The organism is Thermodesulfobacteriota bacterium, assembly GCA_030583865.1.
In the GTDB taxonomy this organism is placed as follows: Bacteria; Desulfobacterota; GWC2-55-46; order GWC2-55-46; family GWC2-55-46; genus UBA5799.
Genome location: CP129479.1, coordinates 890,702 through 910,259, shown reverse-complemented (window position 1 = coordinate 910,259; position 19,558 = coordinate 890,702). Strand labels below are relative to the sequence as shown.

Genomic DNA, 19,558 nt, shown 5'->3' with positions numbered 1-19,558 from the left:
ATATGTGTCTTGGAATACCGGGGAGAATAATAGAGATAAACGGCTTCGTCGCAAGGGTCGATGTGGCAGGCGCGATGAAAGAGGCTGACCTGCGCCTCATGCAGGAGGCGCGGCCCGGAGACTTCGTCATAATCCACGCGGGCTTTGCGATAGAAAAGGTCGACGAGGCCAAGGCCAGGGATACGCTTGACCTCATAAAGGAGATAGCGGGCAAATGAAATACGTTGACGAATTCAGGAAAAGGGAAGAGGCGCAGGGGCTTCTGAGGAAGATCCGCGAGATATCACGCAGGGAAGTGAGCATAATGGAGATATGCGGCACGCACACCCACTCCATATCGAAGTACGGGGTAAGGGAGGCGCTCCCTCCGAACATACGGCTCATATCCGGCCCCGGCTGCCCTGTATGCGTAACATCCGCGGCGGACGTAAACCGCCTTTTGGACTTCAGCAGGTCGCGCCGCGACGTCGTCATAGCCACCTTCGGGGACATGATGAAGGTGCCGGGCTCGTCCTCCTCTCTCCAGGAGGAAAAGGCCCGGGGTGGAGACATAAGAGTAGTGTACTCGCCCCTCGGCGCTCTAGATATCGCAAGGGAGGACACTGGCCGCGAGGTGGTCCTCTTTGCGGTCGGTTTCGAGACTACCGTCCCGACGGTAGCCGCGACCATGCTCGCGGCAAGGGAGGAGGGCCTTAAGAACTTCTCGGTACTTTCGCTCCACAAGCTCACTCCCCCGGCAATGCGGGCGCTTATGGACACGGGCGAGATAGACATAGACGGGTTCATCTGCCCCGGGCACGTTACGGCCATAATAGGCGCGGGCGCTTACGGCTTCCTCGCGACCGAATACGGCTCGCCCTGCGTGGTCGCCGGGTTCGAGCCCATAGACGCCATAATGGGCATATACATGCTCGTAAGACAGCTCGAAGAGGGGCGGAAGGACATCGAGATAGAGTATGACCGCGTGGTCACCTGGGACGGGAACCTGAAGGCCCAGGAGGTAATGCGCAGCGTCTTCGAGCCCGCGGACAGCCTCTGGAGGGGCATCGGCAACATACCCGGCAGCGGCTTGAGGATACGGGACGAGTTCGCGGACATGGACGCGGAGAAGAGGTTCTCGATACCTCCGGGTGAGGATGCGGAGCCCAGGGGCTGCAAGTGCGGCTCGGTACTGAAGGGGCTAATTACGCCCGACGCCTGCCCGCTCTTCGCGAAGGCCTGCACGCCGGAGTTCCCCATAGGCCCATGCATGGTATCATCCGAAGGCACCTGCGCGGCCTTCTTCAAGTACAGGAGGGCCGCATGACGAAGGACATAAAGACCATACTCCTTGCGCACGGCAGCGGCGGAAGCCACTCGAGGAGGCTCGTGGAGGACGTCTTCGCAAAGGCCTTCACCAACCCGCTCCTTGCGCCGCTTAACGACCAGGCGGTATTCGCCTCCCCTTCAGGACGGCTCGCATTCACGACGGATTCCTACGTCGTAAAGCCCATTTTCTTCCCCGGCGGCGACATAGGGAAGCTCGCGGTCTGCGGCACCATAAACGACCTCGCCGTGGGCGGCGCGGAGCCGCTTTATTTAAGCGCCTCGTTTATTATCGAAGAAGGACTACCAATGGACGAGCTCGAAAGGGTCGTCGCCTCGATGGCGAAGACCGCTCTCGATGCAGGGGTCATGATAGTGACGGGAGATACCAAGGTCGTAGAGCGCGGCAAGGGAGACAAGCTCTTCATCAATACAGCGGGGATAGGGAGGATAAGCGGCTCCCTTGACCTTGCGCCTTCCGGTATAAAGCCCGGAGACTCGGTCATCGTCTCCGGGACAATGGGCGACCACGGCATCGCAATACTCACCCACAGGGAAGGCATACGGATGGAAACGCCCGTAGAGAGCGACTGCGCGCCCCTCCACACCCTCGCGAAAGCCGTTCTCGAAGCCGCCCCTTCGGGCGTAAGGGCCATGCGCGACCCCACGAGAGGCGGGCTCGCGACGGTACTTAACGAGTTCGCCGCGTCGTCGGGGCGTTCGATATCTGTGCGGGAGGACGACATCCCGGTAAAGGAGGCTGTGCGAGGGGCCTGCGAGATACTCGGCTTCGACCCGCTCTATCTCGCGAACGAAGGGAAGCTCGTTGCAGTCGTCTCGAAGGAATCGACGGACGCGGCCCTGGACGCCATGCGCTCCCACCGGTACGGCAGGGACGCCGCCGTCATTGGAACTGTCGAGGAAGGGCCGAAAGCCAGGGTCCTTATCGAGACCTCGATAGGGAATAGAAGGATACTCGACATGCTCTCGGGCGAGCAGCTACCGAGGATCTGCTGACCATAATTGAAGGCAACCTATGAACCTCTCCCCGGCCTGAAGGCCGGGGTATCGGGAAACCGTGAGGCGATATTGCCTCAGCTACGCCAGCTTACGCTGGCTTCGCTACGGGCGGCCATTCATCCCCGGCCTTGAAAGGCCGGGGGTTTCTGACCGTTTCTCTAAAAATTGATCTTTTCCCCGGACTCTGTGTCAGGCCGTTAGTAAAAATGCCCACATATTGTCATATATGCTCCGCTTTTTATTCCCGGCCTTTCTTGATTGCGGGAAAAATTTCTAATTTTTAGAGGGTTGCCTGAAATTAAAAATGGGCCGTAGCTTTACGGCCCATTTTTAAATCCCTATCATCACGGACACGGAACCGCTTAACTCATCTTGAGGAGCGCCTTCAAAACGCCCTTTTCAGCCGCGTATCTCATCGCCTCGACTCCCTCGTCAAGCGGGAAGACCTTCGATACGAGGGGCCTGACATCCACACTCTTTTCCTCGAGCGCCTGTATTGCGGGCTGGAACGGGCCGCACCTCGAGCCTATAAGGGCTATCTCGTCGACCACGACGCGGCTCAGGCCTATCTCGCTCTTTCCGGCGACCGTCGTCTTTACGACCACGGTCCCTGCGGGCCTCACGAGTTCAAGGGCCGTTGTTATGCCCTCCGCGCTCCCGGTGCAGTCTATGACCAGGTCAAGCTCCCTGGCAAGCCCCTCTATGCTCGTCCTCGTCGGTATGCCCCTGGGCTTGAGTATGGATAGCTTCTCTTCGTGCCTGCCCACCACAAGGAGCGAACAGCCCGTCCCTGCCAGTACCTGCGCGACCAGTAGCCCCAGCCTGCCGTCGCCCAGGACGCAGACCCTCGTGTCCTCGTCCACCCTCACCTGCTCCAGTATTTCATAAGCCGAGGCGAGCGGCTCTATGAAGACCGCCTCCTCGTCCGAGATGGAATCCGGGAGCGGGTGCAGGTTCTTGAACGGGAGCGTAAGGTACTCGGCGAACGCGCCGTCCTTTCCGAGTATCCCCAGAACCTTCCTCTCCGGGCAGTGGTTCCCCATCCTCCGCCTGCAGTACGCGCATCTCCCGCAAGGGATGTTTATCTCCCCGGTCACGCGCTTCCCGTTGAGCCTTTCGTCGCCGCATTCCTCTATGACGCCGACGAACTCGTGGCCGGGGATGCCGCTAAAGCCCATGTAGCCCCCGGCTATCTCGATGTCGGTCCGGCATATGCCCGCGAGCGCAACCCTTATGAGCGCCTCTCCGGGCCCGGGCCTGGGTGCTGTGCGCGCCCCTTCGAAACGGAGTTTCCCGCCGTCAAAAACGATCGCCTTCATGATGCGTAAATTATATCAAATGTCGCGCATCCAAAGCACCCGGAAAAATGCAGGGCGTGACTTTTATCACATTAAGGTACTTGCAATGAACCTATCATGAATGCATCGATTTTCGGGGGCGCCGCGCCCTGACTAACGTGATTCAGCTTGCAAGGACTGTAGACCCCTCATGCATATCCCACATGAAGTTAACGTAAACTGGCTGCCACAGGCGCGCCGCGCCCTCGGTTTCATCCTACCACACAGGTGGGCGCTAGCCTTCATCATGTCACTTACCCTGGCTATGGCGGCCCTCGGCGCGCTAGAGCCGCTCGTCATGAAATACATCTTCGACAAGCTCGGGACGGGCACGATGTCTCCCCTCCTCTACGGCATCGGGATGCTCATAGGCCTGAGCCTCGCGCGCGAGGGCTTGGGCGGGCTGTCGAACTGGCTCGCCTGGAAGGTGCGCCTCAAGGTCAACCACGGCATACTCGATGCGACCGTGGCGCGCCTGCACGCTCTTCCCGTGGCCTACCACAGGGAGGAGACGGTCGGGGGCATCATGACCAAGCTCGACAGGGGCGTGAACGGCTTCGTTGGCGCGGTCTCGGACATAGCCTTCAACGTCTTCCCGGGGATAGTCTACCTCGTGATCTCTCTCGCGGTCATGTTCAGGCTGGACCACAGGCTCTCGTTCATCGTCCTTTTCTTCGCGCCGCTCCCGGCCATCATAGGCATGTGGGCCGCGAACGAGCAGACGCAGAGGGAGCGTATGCTGATGGAGCGGTGGACGAGGATATTCTCCCGCTTTAACGAGGTCCTCACAGGCATCTTCACCGTAAAGAGCTTCGCGATGGAGGACGCGGAAAAGCGCCGTTTCATGACGGGCGTCGAGAAGGCCAACCGGATGGTGCTCCGCGGCGTCGGCATTGACACGGGCGTCGGCGCGGCCAAGAACATCGTAGGCGTCCTGGCCAGGGTCTCGGCCCTCCTTGCCGGGGGCTATCTCGTCATAAAGGGCGAGATAACCGCCGGCACGCTCGTCGCCTTCCTCGGCTACGCAACCGGCCTGTTCACGCCGGTCCAGGGGCTTACGGGCGCGTACCAGACCATGCGGAAGGCCACTGTCTCGCTCGGCATAATATTCTCCATCCTCGACGCAGACGACCACATGTCCGATGCGCCCCACGCGGCGCCAGTAAAGACGCTGCGCGGGGACGTCCTCTTCGACGGCGTCTCCTTCGGCTACGACGGCAAGAGGCCGATACTGACCGAGATAAGCATGCACCTTAAGCCCGGCGAATGCGTGGCCCTTGTCGGCCCGAGCGGCGCGGGCAAATCCACAATCGCCGCTCTCCTCCAGAGGCTTTACGACCCGTCCTCCGGCGCCGTATTCATCGACGGGACTGATCTGAGAGACCTTAAGCAGCGCTCGCTAAGGGCCAGGATAGGTGTCGTATCGCAGGACGCCCTTCTCTTCAACGACACGGCAATGAACAACATAGCATACGGCAAGCCCGGCGCGTCTGCGGACGAGGTCATGGAAGCCGCGAAATTGGCCAACGCGCACGACTTCATAGCGCGCCTTCCGAAGGGCTACGATACGCTCATCGGGGAGCGGGGGGGGCTCCTCTCGGCCGGCGAGCGGCAGAGGATAAGCATCGCAAGGGCCATCATAAAAGACCCGCCGGTCCTCATACTCGACGAGGCCACATCCGCCCTCGACGCCGAATCCGAGATGGCGGTCCAGCAGGCGCTCGATATCCTCATGCGGGGCCGGACCACCCTGGTGATAGCGCACAGGCTTTCGACGGTAGTCGGCGCTGACAGGATAATGGTCCTGAAGGACGGGAACATCATCGAGACCGGAAGCCACCATGAGCTTTTAAAGACCGGCGGCTATTACGCGAGCCTGGTCGAATGCCAGTCCAGGGGGCTCGCCGCGAGCGCGGCATGAACCCTGCGCTTATCTCTTCTTTTTATCCTTCGAGTAGACTTCCCTGAAATAAACGCTGTAGGCCTGGATGGGGCAGTTGAGGCAGTCCGGGTTAACGGCCTTGCAGGTCCTTCTGCCGTGGAGGATGAAAAGGTGGGTGGTCTTCGTCCATCTTTCAGGAGGGATTATGGCTGCAAGGTCCGCCTCTATCCTGTCAGGGTCGTCAGATGACGTGAGGCCGAGCCTCCCGGCAACCCTCTTCACATGCGTATCCACTGCGAGGGCGTTTTTGCCAAAGGCGTTCCCCAGGACTATATTGGCGGTCTTCCTTCCGACACCCGGCAGGGCCACGAGGGCTTCGAGGGTATCCGGCACCTTGCCGCCGAACTCCACGACGAGCTTCGCGCAGCAGGTCTTTATGTGTTTGGCCTTGTTCCTGTAGAAGTTTATCGAACTTATGTCTTTTTCAAGCCCTTCAAGGCTTGCCTCAGCGTAGTCCGATGCGGTCCGGTATTTTTTAAAGAGCGGGCCCGTGGCCTTGTTTACGAGCTTGTCGGTAGCCTGCGCGGAGAGGATGGTCGCTATGAGGAGTTCGAGCGGGTTTTTGAATTCGAGGGCGGTGCGGGCGTCCGGAAACTCCTTTTCGAGTATGTCCAGGACCTTCCGGGCCTTCTCTTTGGGGTCCACGGCCTATCAGTGCGTCCGGTCGAGCACGAAATCGGCCACTGCCAGAAGGGCCGCCTTCTCAAGGCCGGGCTCGAATATATCGAGCTCCCTCTTGGCCTCTTCCACGTAGGCCTTGGCGCGGTCGATGGTGTACTCGATGCCATTGTACCTGTTTATTATCGAAATGACCTTCTTTAGCCCGGTCTGGTCCAGGTCGTCGCCCTCGACAGCTTCCCTTATGACCGCCCTCTCGTCCTCCGAGGCGAGGAGGGCGGCGCGGATAAGGGGCATCGTTACCTTGCCTTCCTTGAGGTCGTTGCCCACGGTTTTGCCGAGGCTCTCGTCGGTCGATACGTAGTCGAGGCAGTCGTCCATGAGCTGGTAGGCTATGCCGAGGCCCATGCCGTAGCTTGCGAGGGCCGCCTCTTTTTCAGGTCCCGACCCGGCGAGTATCGCGGCTATGCGGGCCGCAGCCGATATGAGGACCGCTGTCTTGTTAGTCACGACGTCGAGGTACTCCTCTTCGGTCGTGTCCGCGTCGCTGTGCTTCAGGAGCTGCAATACCTCCCCTTCGGCCATGCGCGTCGTGGTGTCGGAGAGGACCTGCAGCACCCTCATGTCCCCGTACTTGACCGTAAGGAAAAAGGCCTTGGAGAAGAGGTAGTCCCCGACAAGGATACTGGCCCCGTCCCCCCATACCGTGTTGGCTGACGCGCTCCCCCTCCGGAGGTTCGCGTTGTCGACCACGTCGTCGTGGAGGAGCGTTGCCGTATGTATGAACTCTATTACGCCCGCGAGCGGTATGTGCCTTTCTCCGCTGTAGCCGCAGAGCCTCGATGCGAGGAGCATCACCATGGGCCTGAACCTCTTCCCGCCGCTCTTAAGGATATATTCCCCTACCTTGCTTACGAGGAAGACGTTCGAGTTCAGGCTGGCCTTGAAGCCCCGCTCCATTTCCGCTATGTCGGCCTTTACGAGATCGAAGACCTCCTGGATGTCCATCCGGGCCGGGGCCGTCTCGTTCTTTTCCTTGAGTCCAGTCGTCTGCGCCAAAATATAAAACTCCGATACCTGTCCCTTCAGGCCGCATGGGGCCCCGCCGGGAACAATAAGGGATATTATCGACAGATGTTACCCCAAGTACATGTTTCTGTCAAAGTTTTATTTTCCAAGGGAAAACAATGGATTCGGCGTTAAAGGACGCAGATGGGGCTTATGAGGCACTCGGAGCACTTGCCCGGGTCGGCCTTTCGCGGGCACCTGTCCAGTATGCCGAGCCTGCAAATGGCGAAATCGTATTTGACCGGGTCAGCCGGGTCGAGCGCTTTCAGGGCGTCCGTGACCTCCTCGGCCATCCTCCAGTCCGGGTTGGCCCTGCCGGAGAGGCCTATGTTCCTCGATATCCTTGCGACATGTGTATCGAGCGGCATGACCAGCTTGCAGGGCTCCACGCCCTTCCACTGGCCGAAATCCAGCCCGTCGCCCCTCCTTACCATCCACCGGAGATAGAGGTTCAGGCGCTTGCACGGGCTCCCGTCCGCCGGGTTCGGGAAAAAGAACCTTATGCCCGCTTTTGGAAGGAGCCTCTTCCTTCCGTATATCGCAGACGAATCAAGGGCAAGCGCGCGTTCCGAGAAGGACGAAAGCGCCTCCTTTATGTTTTTCCGGGACGGCTCATGCCCTTTCATGAAAAAGCCGCCTATGGAGCCCGCCTCCTCTATCATCTGCCTTGCGAACCAGAAAAGGCAGGCGATGTCCTCGCCCCTGTTGAACCTGTGGACGAAGCCGTTAAAGAGCGCAAGCCCCTTCCCGGGCTCGAACCTCCTTGCAAACCGGTACGGGGACGGCCCTGCCGCCTCCAGCACCCTTGAGACGCTCTTTTTTATCGTCTCGACCTTGCCGTAGGCCAGCGATGACGCCACAAGACCGACTATCTCCCGGTCCTCCGGCCTATCATACCTGTGCAAGAACTCAAGGGGGTCTGAGGCAAGAAAAGAGCGGTCAAAGGTGCGGCAGAGCCGGTCCAGATGCTTTTTGAGCTTTTTCACGTCCATCTGTTTTTCCGTATCCTGGGCCCTTTTCCGGCCCGGCGTGGCGAGCGGGCTTATTGCCGATATAATTATACAATCATTCGAGCGCCGGCCATACAGGAATTTGACAGGACCCGGCGCATATCCGAAAAGGAGGTCACATTATGGAAAGAGCCGTCCTTACCGTGGCCGCGCTCGCGGCCCTGGCCGTACTCGTCTCACGCGCAGTCCATTCAGGGGAGATAGCGGACAAGTTCTCGGAAGCGTTTAAGGAGAGGGACAGGGCCGCTTTGGCATCACTCGTAGACGCGAACAGGGACTCCATCCCGGCGGAGGTCAGGTCCGTGCTTGATTCGGCTGAAAAGGCCGCCCCGGAAGAGAAAGAAGGGCTCTTCTACCTGGCGGATGAGATGGCGATGGCATACAAGGACGCTACCGGAGATACCGCGCTTCTCCTGGAGGTCAAGAAGAGGTCCTTCGATTCAAGGCTCTCGGAACCGGTGCGCTCTATGCCTGGAAAAGGCGTCCACATCGTAGACATACCCAGGGCAGATGCGGACTCAAGGGATATATTCAGGCCGGACAACATCATAATCAAAAAAGGCGAGACGGTCAGGTGGGTCAATAACGACGGCATAGACCACGTCTTCTCGTCCATGCCGCTCATAGGAAAGGGAGGCATCTCGGCCCCCGGCATAAAGCCGGGAGGAAGCTGGGAGTTCGTCTTCAACGAGCCCGGCGAATACTATTATATCTGCTACATACATAGGGGCATGATAGGGAAGGTCGCAGTGGAGGAGTAGCAAAAGGGGCGCGCCCGGAAGGCGCACCCCGGAGAAAAACCCATAGTGGCTTGATGAAAAACTCTATTTTCAATTCAGGCTGCTCAAAAAGCTCCAGATGCGAGGCGTCGAGGAGCGAGGAATGAGGCGTACTTTTCGTGTACGCCGCAGTGACGAGCGACGAAGACAACGACGCAGATGGACTTTTTCAGCAGCCTCCTATAGCGAATAGGTAAGGAAGACCATCCCCGTATGGGCCTCATAGTCGGCTACAGGGCCTACGAGCGTAAGCACGTTCGTTATGGCCGCCGAGGACGGCTCGTAGTTGTCAACCGCCCAGTCGTCTGATTTATAGTCCTCATACCTGTACCCGGCCCCCACGCTCAGGTTCGGGCGGACCATGTATTTGCCAGTGACGCTCAGGGTCTTAAGCCTCGTCTTGAGCTCCGGGAGATCGGTCGGGATGACCGCCGAAGATATTGCGCTTCCCGCAGTGTGGCGTATGCTCCCGCTGCTCCTCGAAAAGGAATAGTCCAGGTCCAGGTCGGCCCTTTTCTCCAGAAACGCGAGCTTCGCGCCCACGCCCCAGGTCTCGATGTCGTCGTCGTGGAAGGCAGCCCACTTCCTGTTGGCGTCGGCTGTATGGGTAAGCTTCGATGCCCCTCCGCTGTAGGCCCAGCCCTCCTGCCTGGAACTAAGGTCCTCCCAGGTATAAAAGGCGTATATGGACGCGTTCTCCGAAGGCGCTATCGCGCCGTCAAGGGTCACTGAGCCGGTCTTGCTCTGCTGAAGGCCAAGGGCCGAGTCCTTGTAGTCGTCCTTTCCGTAGTTTACAAAAAGAGAGAGGGACGAGTTATGTGTCGGGGTAAGCGTCGCGTTCGCGCCGTAGCGGAGCCTGTCCCTGTTCGCCACGTCGAACTTTCTCATGAGCGGGTGGTTGTCGAACTGCGCCGCTGCCCCGAGGGTTGCGACCACGTCATCCATGTACTCCTGCGTGTGGTACTGGTCATAGAGGAGCGACTCGTCATAATCGGTGCCCCTCCTTTCAGCTTGCAGGTAGTCAAGCCCCACGGACACGTTCGGCACGTATGTCGACGTGACCGCCGCCTTGTAAGAGTTCTCGGCGGTCCTCTCGACCTCCCTCAGGTCCCGGTCGATCATGTCGCGGGCATAGCCTAGCCTCACGGTTGTCGCCGGGAAGACCGCATAGGATGCGTCGAGCTTCACCTGGTTCTGGGTGTAGTCGTAGGGGAGGCTATAGAGAGCGTGAGCCTCGGTCAGCGTGGCCTGCGGCTGGGCCGTGTCGTTTTTTACGTAGCGGAAGAGCGCGCGCGGGAGCTTGTTTTCGGTCTTGTAAAGCCTGTACCCGGCCTTGAGGCCGAGGCCGGAGAGAGGCCTTGACGAGAGGTTGAGCGCAAGGTGCGTAACGTCTATCTCCGCGTCGGCCCTGCCCCTCGGGACCGCCACCGTAACGGTGCTCCCGGGATTATGGGAGTAAGGCAGCAGGTCGTCATCCTGCTTCATTATCCCGTACTCGAAAGTAGCCGAAATGCGCGAATGGTACGGAAGGCTTAAGCCCCCGGATAGGCTCAGCCTGTGGTGGCGGTTGTCCGGCGGAAGCGATATCCTGCACTCGTCGCAGTAGTCGTACAGCACCGCGCCGCCCGCGTTGACGTCGAACGGGTTTGCGAATGCCAGGGATTTCCTGCCGTTAGAGAAATCCGATAGCGCGTACTGGACCTCGGCCTGGTAAGCCTCCTTCGTGTGGGCGGCCCTTGCCTTGAGGACGTCGGTCGTATAGTCCACCGGCTCGGGCAGCCCCACTGAGCGGGTCTGCCCTCCGGAGTACCCCGATGTGCCGCCTATGTACTTTATCCCTTCCTTACGCTCACGCTCGACCGAAAGCTCCATCTCGGTATCGCCTGACACCTTATAAAAACCTGCCTTGCCGGATTTCCTTTCGAGCTTCAGCCTTACGCTTCGCCTGTGGTCCGCGAGGTCGGGCATCTGTGCGAGACTCGTGTTCGTGCCCCGCGTAAACGCGCCGGGAAGGGTAAGGTTCGCCGAGCCCGCGCCTTCCAGCACGGTCACGCTATTGTTCGATATGAGCTTCGGCGTCTCGGCGTACTCTATGAAGAGCCTGTATGACCCGCGCCTCCCTGCCTCGGCATACGCCCGCCGGTTGTCAAGCCCGAGGTCATAGGCCCGGAAATCGAGGTAATACGCGCCGTCGCCGTAGCTCAAATCAGCCCCGGCAAGGAGAAACGCCTCGTCTTTCGATAACCCGGTATATTCGCCGAGCTTGAACGACTCGTCCTTTGCGTCTATAAAGCCCCCGCCCAGTGTCACGCTCCCGCCGAGGCCGTCCTCCGCTGAAGAAAATGCGGGCCACCAGAGCGCCGCAAGCCCCAGTACCAGCAACCCAAGTTTCTTCCTATTCATATATCCTCCTTGCTTATGAGGCATTTTGGAATCGATTTGCCGCGCGGATGGAGGTCATGACGGGATCGGCTATCTCTGGAACCTCGGCCCCGAAGGATGGTTGGAGCCGTGCACCTGCGTATGGCAGTTAAGGCAAGCCTTGCCCACGAGCTGCTGGGCAACGCTCCCTCCCCCGCCGACTATCTTGCTCCCTTCGTAGATGGTGCTCGGATGGAACTGGACCGAGTGGCAGGACTGGCAGATGAACGGCGCCCTCGTCTTAAGGAGCGCTTCGTGGTTGGAGCCGTGCGGGTCGTGGCAGTTCGCGCAGTTCTCCCTTACGGGCGGGTGCTCCCAAAGGAGCGGACCCCTCTTTTCGGCATGGCACTGGTAGCAGGTCTCGTTCACCGAGGCGGTCTTAAGGAGGCTCGGCCCCGGGCCGCCGTGCGGGTTGTGGCATGTAGCGCAGTCCATGAGCCCTTCGCGCAGCGGCATGTGCGAGGACCTCTGGAGCTGGGCCCTCCTTTCCTTGTGGCACTGGAAGCAGGCCTTTTTCGAGTCTTCGTTAACGAAAAGGTTTCTGGGACTCCTCTTCTCCATCACGTAATGGCAGGAGTTGCACGTGAGGTTCGCAACGTCGTGCGAGCTCCCCTTCCAGTGCATCCTTATGCCCTTTTCATGGCAGCTCAGGCATACACCGTTCTTCTTTTCAGGCCTTATCGAGCGGTCCTTGAACGAGAAGATGTGCTCCCTTGAAGGCGCCTCCACGTGCTTGCCAGCGGGGCCGTGGCACGACTCGCAGTCGTTGCCGCCCCGGTGCGGGAATACCTTGCCGTGCCGGGTCCCGGCGTAGCTTTCGACGTATTGCGGATGGCAGTTTGCGCAAACGGCCCTGTCGCCCACGAAGGCCGCGTCCTTCTGCGCGGGATTGAGCCGCCCCCAGTCCGGCCCGGAGGCGGACACGGCGGCCTGGCCCATGAAAAGGAATACCGCAAGGCCGAGAGGCAGGAACAGGAAACCTCTTTTCATCTCTCCCCCTTTTCTTCTGCGTTTGTTTTGGGCAGAGCTGCCCCATGCGACGCAGACTACTCCGTAACGCAAATAGCGAGAGAGCCCTGTCAAGGTGCCTGGATTTGAACTGGACGGGATGTTTCCGCGGAATTGTCGTGATGGGGAACTGAACGGTCCCGGGTCAGGAAGAACAGGTTGAGTATTGAATATCAGATACCGATTGATTTGTCAAACGTGGCCGGAGGAGGCAGGCGATTTCAGGGCCGCCGCTTGCTTTTCCGTATCCTTTCGGCGCAGTCCTGGTCCCGTTCCGAAAGGAGCCTCTCCTGCGCCTCCATCGTGTCCTTGAGCTCGTCCTGGACCGCCTTGCCGGTCGCGAGGGCCTCGTCAAGCGGGCTCTGGTGCCTGAAGCCCCTCCGCTCCATTTCCCTGGCGTCCGCCTCGTGCCTCAGGTAAAGGGCCCTGAGCTTTCCCCGCCACCGGGCGGTCTCAGGGTGGCTGGAGAACCCCTTGAGGCCGTTTATTATTATGCTCCAGAGCGCGTGCGCCTCGTTGTGCTCGCCGAGAAGATGCCTGTCGCAAAGGAGCTCGGGCGGGATGTCCCATATCCTCATGAATACATTATAGCGTCACAAGGAACAGGTGGGACAAAGGAGCAGACGCCTACTGTGGAAGGAGGAAATCCCCGGGGATGAACCAGTCCTCCCTAATGTAGAAGACCATGTAGGTTTCGGCCCTCGGGGGGAAGAGCATGAAAGGTACCGGGCCCCAGAGGCTGGAGTAGAAGCCCGCGCCGGTCCCCGAGGCCGTAGTGGCCAAAAGCTCCGCCGGGAAAACGTACTCATCCAGCAGCATCCTGTCAAGGCCGTCGGGGAAGGCCCTGAGCCCGCTATTAGTAAGCGGGAACGCAAGTAGGCTGCCTCCGGCCACGGTGCTCTTCCTCACGTCTATGGGGAACGCGCCCTTCTTTTCCATGTAGTACTGAAAACCCCAGTGCCCCTGGAACCAGAGCTTCCCCATGCCGGAGTATTTATCCGAGATGGACTTGGCGGCTGCCCTGGCGTTCTCGGCAAAGGCGTAATCCGCCCAGGCGATAAAAAACGAGAGGGCGAGCGCAGGGACAAGGGGAATATACACCCTCATGAGGTTTTTTCCTTCGGCCGCCCTGACGGCGAGGATCGCGGCTGCAGGCACCATCGGCAGTATCGACCTTGCGTTTATCGTCCAGTTGACGAATACCGCAAAGACGAAGGTGCCGGCAATCCATAGGAAAAGAAGGGCCGATGCCGCGTCTCTCCTCTTAACGAGGTCTGATATTGCAAGCAGGAGTATGCCGGCCCCGGCAGCCCAATAAGCCGCGATCTGCGCTATATAGCCCCAGCCGAAGCCCGGCTCGAAAAGGGCTATGCCGCCTATTATGCCCTTTCCATAGACGTATGCGGCCCCAGCCGCGGCAAGCGCTAACCCTATGAGGGCGGCCCTTAGGCCCAGGACTGAGGGGAGTAGGAATAAGGCCATTAATACGGAGCCGCCGGTAAAGACGACCCCGATAAAGGCCTTCTCTGCGGTAATCCCCCTGCTGCCGCCAGTGGCGCCTGTGGCGTAACCGGCAGCATCGAGAAGCAAACCCCTCCCGTACATGAAATTCGTGTAGGACTGATACCCCGCGAGCGCGGCTACCGGTATGAAGAGATACGCGAGCGCCTTGAAACCCTTCTTTCCATGGAATACGGAATAGGCCGCAAGGAGGGGTATGAGGCTCACCCCGAAGTATTTCGTGAGCGCGGCAAGGGCGATAAGCACGCCGCCTATTGCGAGGTCAAGGCCCCTGCCCCTGTCGAGCCCCCTTATCCAGAAGACAATGGCCCAGTTCCAGAAGGCAAGCAGCATGACATCGCACATGAGGCTGGTCGATGATACCAGGAAGGCCGGGGTAGCTACAGCCGCAAGCGCCGCAGCCAGAGGCATCTTTGTAAAACGGAGCGCCAGCACATAGGCGCCGAGCGCGGCAAAGAGCGCCGGGACAAGAAAGGCGACATGGAGCGCCCGCTCGGAAAACCCGGTGAAAAGGGCTATGAAGGCAATGTAATAGCTCGTAAGCGGTGGGTTCTTTATGAAGTCGTGCGCGGCGCTCTCATAGCTCCACCAGTTACCGGTGAAGCCATAGAAATCCCAGGGATTCTCGAGTATATGCCGAGCTGTCCAGACAAAAAGCGTATCGTCTACATGAAAGGCCTTGTCAATGAAAGGCAGTAGCGGCAGGACGGCCGCAAGCGAGACTATTATCAGATGGCTTTTTCGGATGCCTGTTTTCATTTTCCTCCGGGGCCGGCGCTGTTAATTCAAACCCCGCTCTTCTGTTAAATTCTAAAAAGGCCATGTAATCGGCTTAGGACCGACAGCGCCGGCCTGCAAAATCAGGATCAAGCTCAGGGAGTGCCACGCGGCCTCACCGGGAAACCGACCCTTTGCGGCATGTCCTCGGCCAGGAGGTCCCTCGGCAGGACCCAGTCCTCGTTCATCCGGAATACGACATAGGTCTCCCCCCTGGGAGGAAAGAGCATGAACGGCATGGGGCCCCACTGGTGCGCGTAGAACCCGGCGCCCCCGCCAAGGGGCATGGTCTCCACGTACTGGGGCGGGAAGCTGTCGACCATGCCCGTCTTGTCGAGCCTGTCCGGGAAGCGCTTCAGGCCGTAATTGTTATATGGAATGGCGACCATGCTTCCTTTTGTTATTATGCTCCCCCCCGTGTCTATCGGGACCGCGCCCGCGCTCTCCATGTAATACTGAAAACCCCAGTGCCCCTGGAACCAGAGCGCCCCTTCCCCGGAATAGCCTTCCGAGATCAGCCGGGCGGCTGTCCTTGCGCTGTTAGCGAAAATATAATCGGCCTGGGTTACGAAAAAGGAGAAAGCGAACGCAGGGATTATGGGCAAATAGGCCCTGAGAGCGCCTTTTCCCTCGGCCGCCCTCATTAGAATTATGGAAACCGCGGATACCATCGGCAGTATCGATCTGGCGTTTATGGACCAGTTTACGAATACCGCGAAGACAAATGTCCCGGCCACCCATAAGAGAAGAAGCACAGAACCTGCGTCCTTCCTTTTCATGAAATCATATACGGCAAGGCAGAGCACCCCGGCACCTGCAGCCCAGTAGACCGCGAGCTGCGCTATGTAGCCCCAGCCGAAGCCGGGCTTGAAGAGGACGATATCCTCTTCCTCGAACGAGCCCTTGAGGTACGCGTACGCTGCCCCGGCTGCGGCAAGCGCGATGCCAGCCGCGACAGCCCTCAAGCCGAATATCGAGGGGATGAGGAAAAGGGCCGCTATTATGGAGCCGCCGACGAAAACAACGCCTGTAAAGGCCCTTTCGTGCTGCGGCATGGCGCTAAAGACCTTTATGCCGCTCGCATAGTCCGCGGCGTCGACAAGGAGCCCCCTCCCGTACATGTGCTGCGTGTAGGACTGATACCCCGCGAGCGCGGCTACCGGTATGAAGAGATACGCGAGCGCCTTGAAACCCTTCTTTCCATGGAATACGGAATAGGCCGCAAGGAGGGGTATGAGGCTCACCCCGAAGTATTTCGTGAGCGCGGCAAGGGCGATAAGCACGCCGCCTATTGCGAGGTCAAGGCCCCTGCCCCTGTCGAGCCCCCTTATCCAGAAGACAATGGCCCAGTTCCAGAAGGCAAGCAGCATGACATCGCACATGAGGCTGGTCGATGATACCAGGAAGGCCGGGGTAGCTACAGCCGCAAGCGCCGCAGCCAGAGGCATCTTTGTAAAACGGAGCGCCAGCACATAGGCGCCGAGCGCGGCAAAGAGCGCCGGGACAAGAAAGGCGACATGGAGCGCCCGCTCGGAAAACCCGGTGAAAAGGGCTATGAAGGCAATGTAATAGCTCGTAAGCGGTGGGTTCTTTATGAACGTGGGCGCTGTATTTTCATAGCTGAACCAGTTCCCGGTAAAGCCGTAGAAGTCCCAGGGCCGTTCGAGTATCTGCCTGGCGGTCCAGATAAAGAGCGTGTCGTCTATGTGGAAGGCCTTGTCAATGAAAGGGATGAGCGGCAGCACGGCCGCAAGGGATACGATAAGTATGTGGCTTGCCTTGAGCCCTGATTTCATCTGCAAACTGCCCGGGAAAACCCGTCAATTGTCGGATTTTTCATGGATTTTGTCCTGACATGAACTCTAACACAGCAGAAGTATCCGTTTCAATTCAAAACCTTACGGGCCAAGAGAGCAGGTCAAGGCGGCCAGCGCGTACCAGGAGATTACCGGCAGCACGCACGCGCGCCATGCGGGACGGGATATCGCAAGTTGACTTTTGATGATTCCGAATAAAGAATCAAATATGTTCTCTCTAAGGAGGTTAGGCCATGAAATATCTCATAGAATCACCCCATACGAAAGAAGAGTGCGCAAGGGAGATGGACGGGATACTGGCAAAGGGCGAAAAGACCCTCGATAACTTCTACTGGGGCTGCAGCAAGGGCGACCACACGGCCTATGCCATAGTAGACGCGAAGAACGAATCAGAGGTCAAGCAGATGATCCCTGACTTCGTGAGGGAAAAGGCCAAGGTCATCCAGGTAGACAAGTTCTCGCCCGACCAGATAAGGTCCTTCCATTAAACGCCTTTTCCGCGATAGCTTAAGGCAACGGCCCGCTTTCAGGCGGGCCGTTGCCGTCCTTTCCTGACCACCGAACGGCCCTGAATCTCACAAGTCACATAAGGAGATTAGTCGGGACTTTCAATCCTGACAGGCCCAGGGATGATTTTCTACCTCATCCTTTTGGCCTATAAAGTTCTAAATACTTTGGCCGATATATAAATCAACCCGTTCAATCTGGCATGCATCAGGGCGGAATCACAGGGACGAGTGAGGGAGGGATGATGCGGTTAATTCGCAAATTTTTCAAAGACATGAGCATAAAGGCATTTCTGACCGGAACGGTCAGCCTGCTTGCGCTCCTCTTAATGGGGTTTTCATTGTACAACCTGATGCAAACAAGGGGCGAAGGCAGGACGATGGCCAGGATGGAAGCCGCAAACGCCCTCGTGGACGGGATAATCGAGTCCTCAGGCTACCTGGCCAAGGAGCGCGGAGTGACCGCCATGGCCCTCTCGTCCGGCAATGCCGCCGGCCCCGATACAATGCGGACGATAGCCGAGCTGAGGGGAAAAAGCGGGCGGGTTTCGGAAGGCGCGTACGACAGGGCGAGAATGCTCTCTGAGATGGACGGCGGCAACCCTGCGCTTGACGCGGCGCTCGACAGGGCGGAAACGGCACTTGGCCGCCTCGAGTCCGCAAGGAGGAGCGCTGATTTCTCCCTCGGGCTCGCGGGCTCCGGGGACTACACCGCGCGCGAATGGAGCACGGTCATAACCTCTTACATAGACGCGAATTCCGATATACGCGGGGCCGCCTTCACCAGCGGCTCCGGCCTGAGCGCGGACCTCGACGGGCTCAGGTATAATATCGAGCTCAAGAACGCCGTCTGGCTCGTAAGCGAGTACGCGGGCAGGGAACGGGCGCACCTTGCGAGGCTCATATCGACCGGCAAGGCCTTCGATAACGGCGATATCGAGGCCTTGAACACGTACAGGGCCATCGTGGAGATAAACCTGAAGCCGATACTCCGCCTTAAGGAAGACTCGAACACGAGCAGGGAAGTCCTTGAAGCCATATCGAACCTGGAGACGGTCTTCCTCGACAGGTTCGAGGAGACGAGGAGGGCTGTCCTGCAAGCCGGCCCGACCGGCGATTATCCTATTTCCGGTGACGAATGGATACGGAGCTCGAGCGAGGCCATCGACTCCATCCTGGCGGTCTCGGCAGCCGTAGGGAGGATGGTGGGCTCGAAGATAGCGCCCGAGGTCGCCGCCTCGAGGCGGAACGCCGCCACTGCTGCGGTAATCATGGCCGCGGTGGCGTTCATGGGCTCCTGCGCGGTGTTCGTTATAAATACGAAGGTAATAGAGCCCATGCGCTCGCTTAAGGAAATGATGGCCGAGGTCGAGCGCACGGGCGACCTTACGATAAAGGTAAGGTCCTCGTCGGCTGACGAAAGCGGCCAGATGGCCGAGAGCTTCAACAGGATGATAGAAAGCTTCCACGGGGTGGTAAGCCGCATATGCCAGTCTGTGGGCTTCCTTTCATCAGCCGCCGAGGAGCTATCGGCGGCCTCCCTGCAGATAGAGAGGGGAACGGGGCTTCAGTCCTCCAAGGCGGCCCAGGTCTCGACCTCTTCTAACGAGATGAGCGCTACGGTAAACGAAATATCCAGGAACATCGCGTCCGCGGCAAAGGCCTCCAGGGAGGCCAGAGAGGCGGCTGAGGACGGCGGGGCCATCGTTGAGACCACTATAGAGGCGATGGAGAGCATATCCAGGGCCGCCGGGGAATCGAGCGCCATCGTGATGGCGCTGGAGTCCTCGTCAAAGGACATCGGCTCGATCATTACCGTAATAGAGGACATCGCCGACCAGACAAACCTCCTGGCCCTTAACGCCGCAATCGAGTCAGCCAGGGCCGGGGCCCACGGCAGGGGCTTCGCCGTGGTCGCCGACGAGGTGAAAAAGCTCGCGGAGAAGACCATAGGCGCGACAAGGAAGATAGACGCCGTGATAACGGGCATGCAGGAAGGCATAGATAAGGCCACCGCCTCGATGGACAGGGAGATAAGCGCCGTGCGCGACGGGGCAGCCCTAGCGGCCCGGACCGGCGATACGATCAGGAAGATAATAGACAAGTCTTCGGGCGCGACCGCCATGATAGAGTCGATAACTGTCGCCCTGGAACAGCAGTCGGCTGCCGCCGAACAGATAAGCTCGGATATCGAAAACGTTTCGCTGGTAGCGTCCGAGACGTTGCAGAGCGCTGGCCAGATAGCCGCGGCCAGCAACGAAATCGCCGAGCTTGCCGCGGTGCTTCAGACTAATGTGCAGGCCTTCAACACCTCCGCGAAACCCGAGCCCGGCGCCGGGCGGCCGTTTACGCCCGGGGACCGGCCCCTCTGCGCGGCTTAATAGGTGCGTCTGTATCCGTACACAGAGACAGAGGCGCAGGAGGACTTC

General features: G+C 59.2%; 16 protein-coding genes. 7 read left to right on the top strand and 9 right to left on the bottom strand.

Annotated elements, in window-relative coordinates; translation table 11 throughout:
• Positions 1–2: 2 nt before the first annotated feature.
• The 3 genes from QY316_04235 to hypE are packed head-to-tail and all read left to right on the top strand — an operon-like array spanning position 3 to position 2,322.
• A complete protein-coding gene (locus QY316_04235) occupies positions 3–218 on the top strand; it encodes a HypC/HybG/HupF family hydrogenase formation chaperone (protein ID WKZ33618.1) in 216 nt (71 codons plus the stop codon).
• Complete coding sequence (hypD, locus tag QY316_04230; GenBank protein ID WKZ33617.1) at positions 215–1,306, top strand: hydrogenase formation protein HypD; 1,092 nt, start codon at positions 215–217, stop codon at positions 1,304–1,306. Before QY316_04235 ends, hypD begins: the two co-directional genes overlap by 4 nt.
• Entirely contained in the window at positions 1,303–2,322 is a 1,020-nt protein-coding gene (gene hypE, locus QY316_04225) for a hydrogenase expression/formation protein HypE (GenBank protein WKZ33616.1), read from the top strand. Before hypD ends, hypE begins: the two co-directional genes overlap by 4 nt.
• Before the next feature lie 365 nt (positions 2,323–2,687).
• Here hypE and QY316_04220 read toward each other — a convergent pair whose 3' ends face one another.
• Entirely contained in the window at positions 2,688–3,644 is a 957-nt protein-coding gene (locus QY316_04220) for an alcohol dehydrogenase catalytic domain-containing protein (GenBank protein ID WKZ33615.1), read from the bottom strand.
• Between the two features lie 265 nt (positions 3,645–3,909).
• Here QY316_04220 and QY316_04215 point away from each other — a divergent pair, with 265 nt between their 5' ends.
• On the top strand, positions 3,910–5,583 hold the full coding sequence (locus QY316_04215) for an ABC transporter ATP-binding protein (protein WKZ33614.1): 1,674 nt from the start codon (positions 3,910–3,912) through the stop codon (positions 5,581–5,583).
• A gap of 9 nt (positions 5,584–5,592) precedes the next feature.
• Here the strand turns inward: QY316_04215 and nth are convergent, their stop codons facing one another.
• From nth to QY316_04200, 3 genes are all read right to left on the bottom strand, one after another.
• A complete protein-coding gene (nth, locus tag QY316_04210; GenBank protein ID WKZ33613.1) occupies positions 5,593–6,249 on the bottom strand; it encodes an endonuclease III in 657 nt (218 codons plus the stop codon).
• Positions 6,250–6,255: 6 nt separating this feature from the next.
• The gene (locus tag QY316_04205) at positions 6,256–7,230 is read right to left on the bottom strand and encodes a polyprenyl synthetase family protein (GenBank protein ID WKZ34072.1); all 975 of its coding nucleotides are present in this window, start codon (positions 7,228–7,230) and stop codon (positions 6,256–6,258) included.
• 191 nt (positions 7,231–7,421) lie between these two features.
• On the bottom strand, positions 7,422–8,282 hold the full coding sequence (locus QY316_04200) for a TIGR02757 family protein (GenBank protein WKZ33612.1): 861 nt from the start codon (positions 8,280–8,282) through the stop codon (positions 7,422–7,424).
• Positions 8,283–8,422: 140 nt separating this feature from the next.
• On the opposite strand from QY316_04200, the gene QY316_04195 reads away from it, so the two are divergent.
• Positions 8,423–9,061, top strand: a complete 639-nt coding sequence (locus QY316_04195) for a plastocyanin/azurin family copper-binding protein (GenBank protein WKZ33611.1) — start codon at positions 8,423–8,425, stop codon at positions 9,059–9,061.
• A 198-nt stretch (positions 9,062–9,259) separates the two neighbouring features.
• On the opposite strand, the gene QY316_04190 is transcribed toward QY316_04195, so the two are convergent.
• The 5 genes from QY316_04190 to QY316_04170 form a co-directional block, all read right to left on the bottom strand.
• Positions 9,260–11,482 (bottom strand): MtrB/PioB family decaheme-associated outer membrane protein, encoded by a 2,223-nt coding sequence (locus QY316_04190; protein ID WKZ33610.1) that lies wholly within the window; start codon positions 11,480–11,482, stop codon positions 9,260–9,262.
• A 69-nt stretch (positions 11,483–11,551) separates the two neighbouring features.
• A complete protein-coding gene (locus tag QY316_04185; protein WKZ33609.1) occupies positions 11,552–12,490 on the bottom strand; it encodes a DmsE family decaheme c-type cytochrome in 939 nt (312 codons plus the stop codon).
• Positions 12,491–12,729: 239 nt separating this feature from the next.
• Positions 12,730–13,086 (bottom strand): pyrimidine dimer DNA glycosylase/endonuclease V, encoded by a 357-nt coding sequence (locus QY316_04180; protein ID WKZ33608.1) that lies wholly within the window; start codon positions 13,084–13,086, stop codon positions 12,730–12,732.
• Between the two features lie 49 nt (positions 13,087–13,135).
• Positions 13,136–14,788 (bottom strand): glycosyltransferase family 39 protein, encoded by a 1,653-nt coding sequence (locus QY316_04175; GenBank protein ID WKZ33607.1) that lies wholly within the window; start codon positions 14,786–14,788, stop codon positions 13,136–13,138.
• Positions 14,789–14,901: 113 nt separating this feature from the next.
• Positions 14,902–16,602: a glycosyltransferase family 39 protein gene (locus QY316_04170; GenBank protein ID WKZ33606.1), complete on the bottom strand. Its 1,701-nt coding sequence runs from the start codon at positions 16,600–16,602 to the stop codon at positions 14,902–14,904.
• Positions 16,603–16,856: 254 nt separating this feature from the next.
• Between QY316_04170 and QY316_04165 the strand changes: the two genes are divergently transcribed.
• Together QY316_04165 and QY316_04160 are read left to right on the top strand one after the other, a co-directional pair.
• A complete protein-coding gene (locus QY316_04165) occupies positions 16,857–17,111 on the top strand; it encodes a hypothetical protein (GenBank protein WKZ33605.1) in 255 nt (84 codons plus the stop codon).
• A gap of 293 nt (positions 17,112–17,404) precedes the next feature.
• Positions 17,405–19,510: a methyl-accepting chemotaxis protein gene (locus QY316_04160; protein ID WKZ33604.1), complete on the top strand. Its 2,106-nt coding sequence runs from the start codon at positions 17,405–17,407 to the stop codon at positions 19,508–19,510.
• Positions 19,511–19,558: the final 48 nt, after the last annotated feature.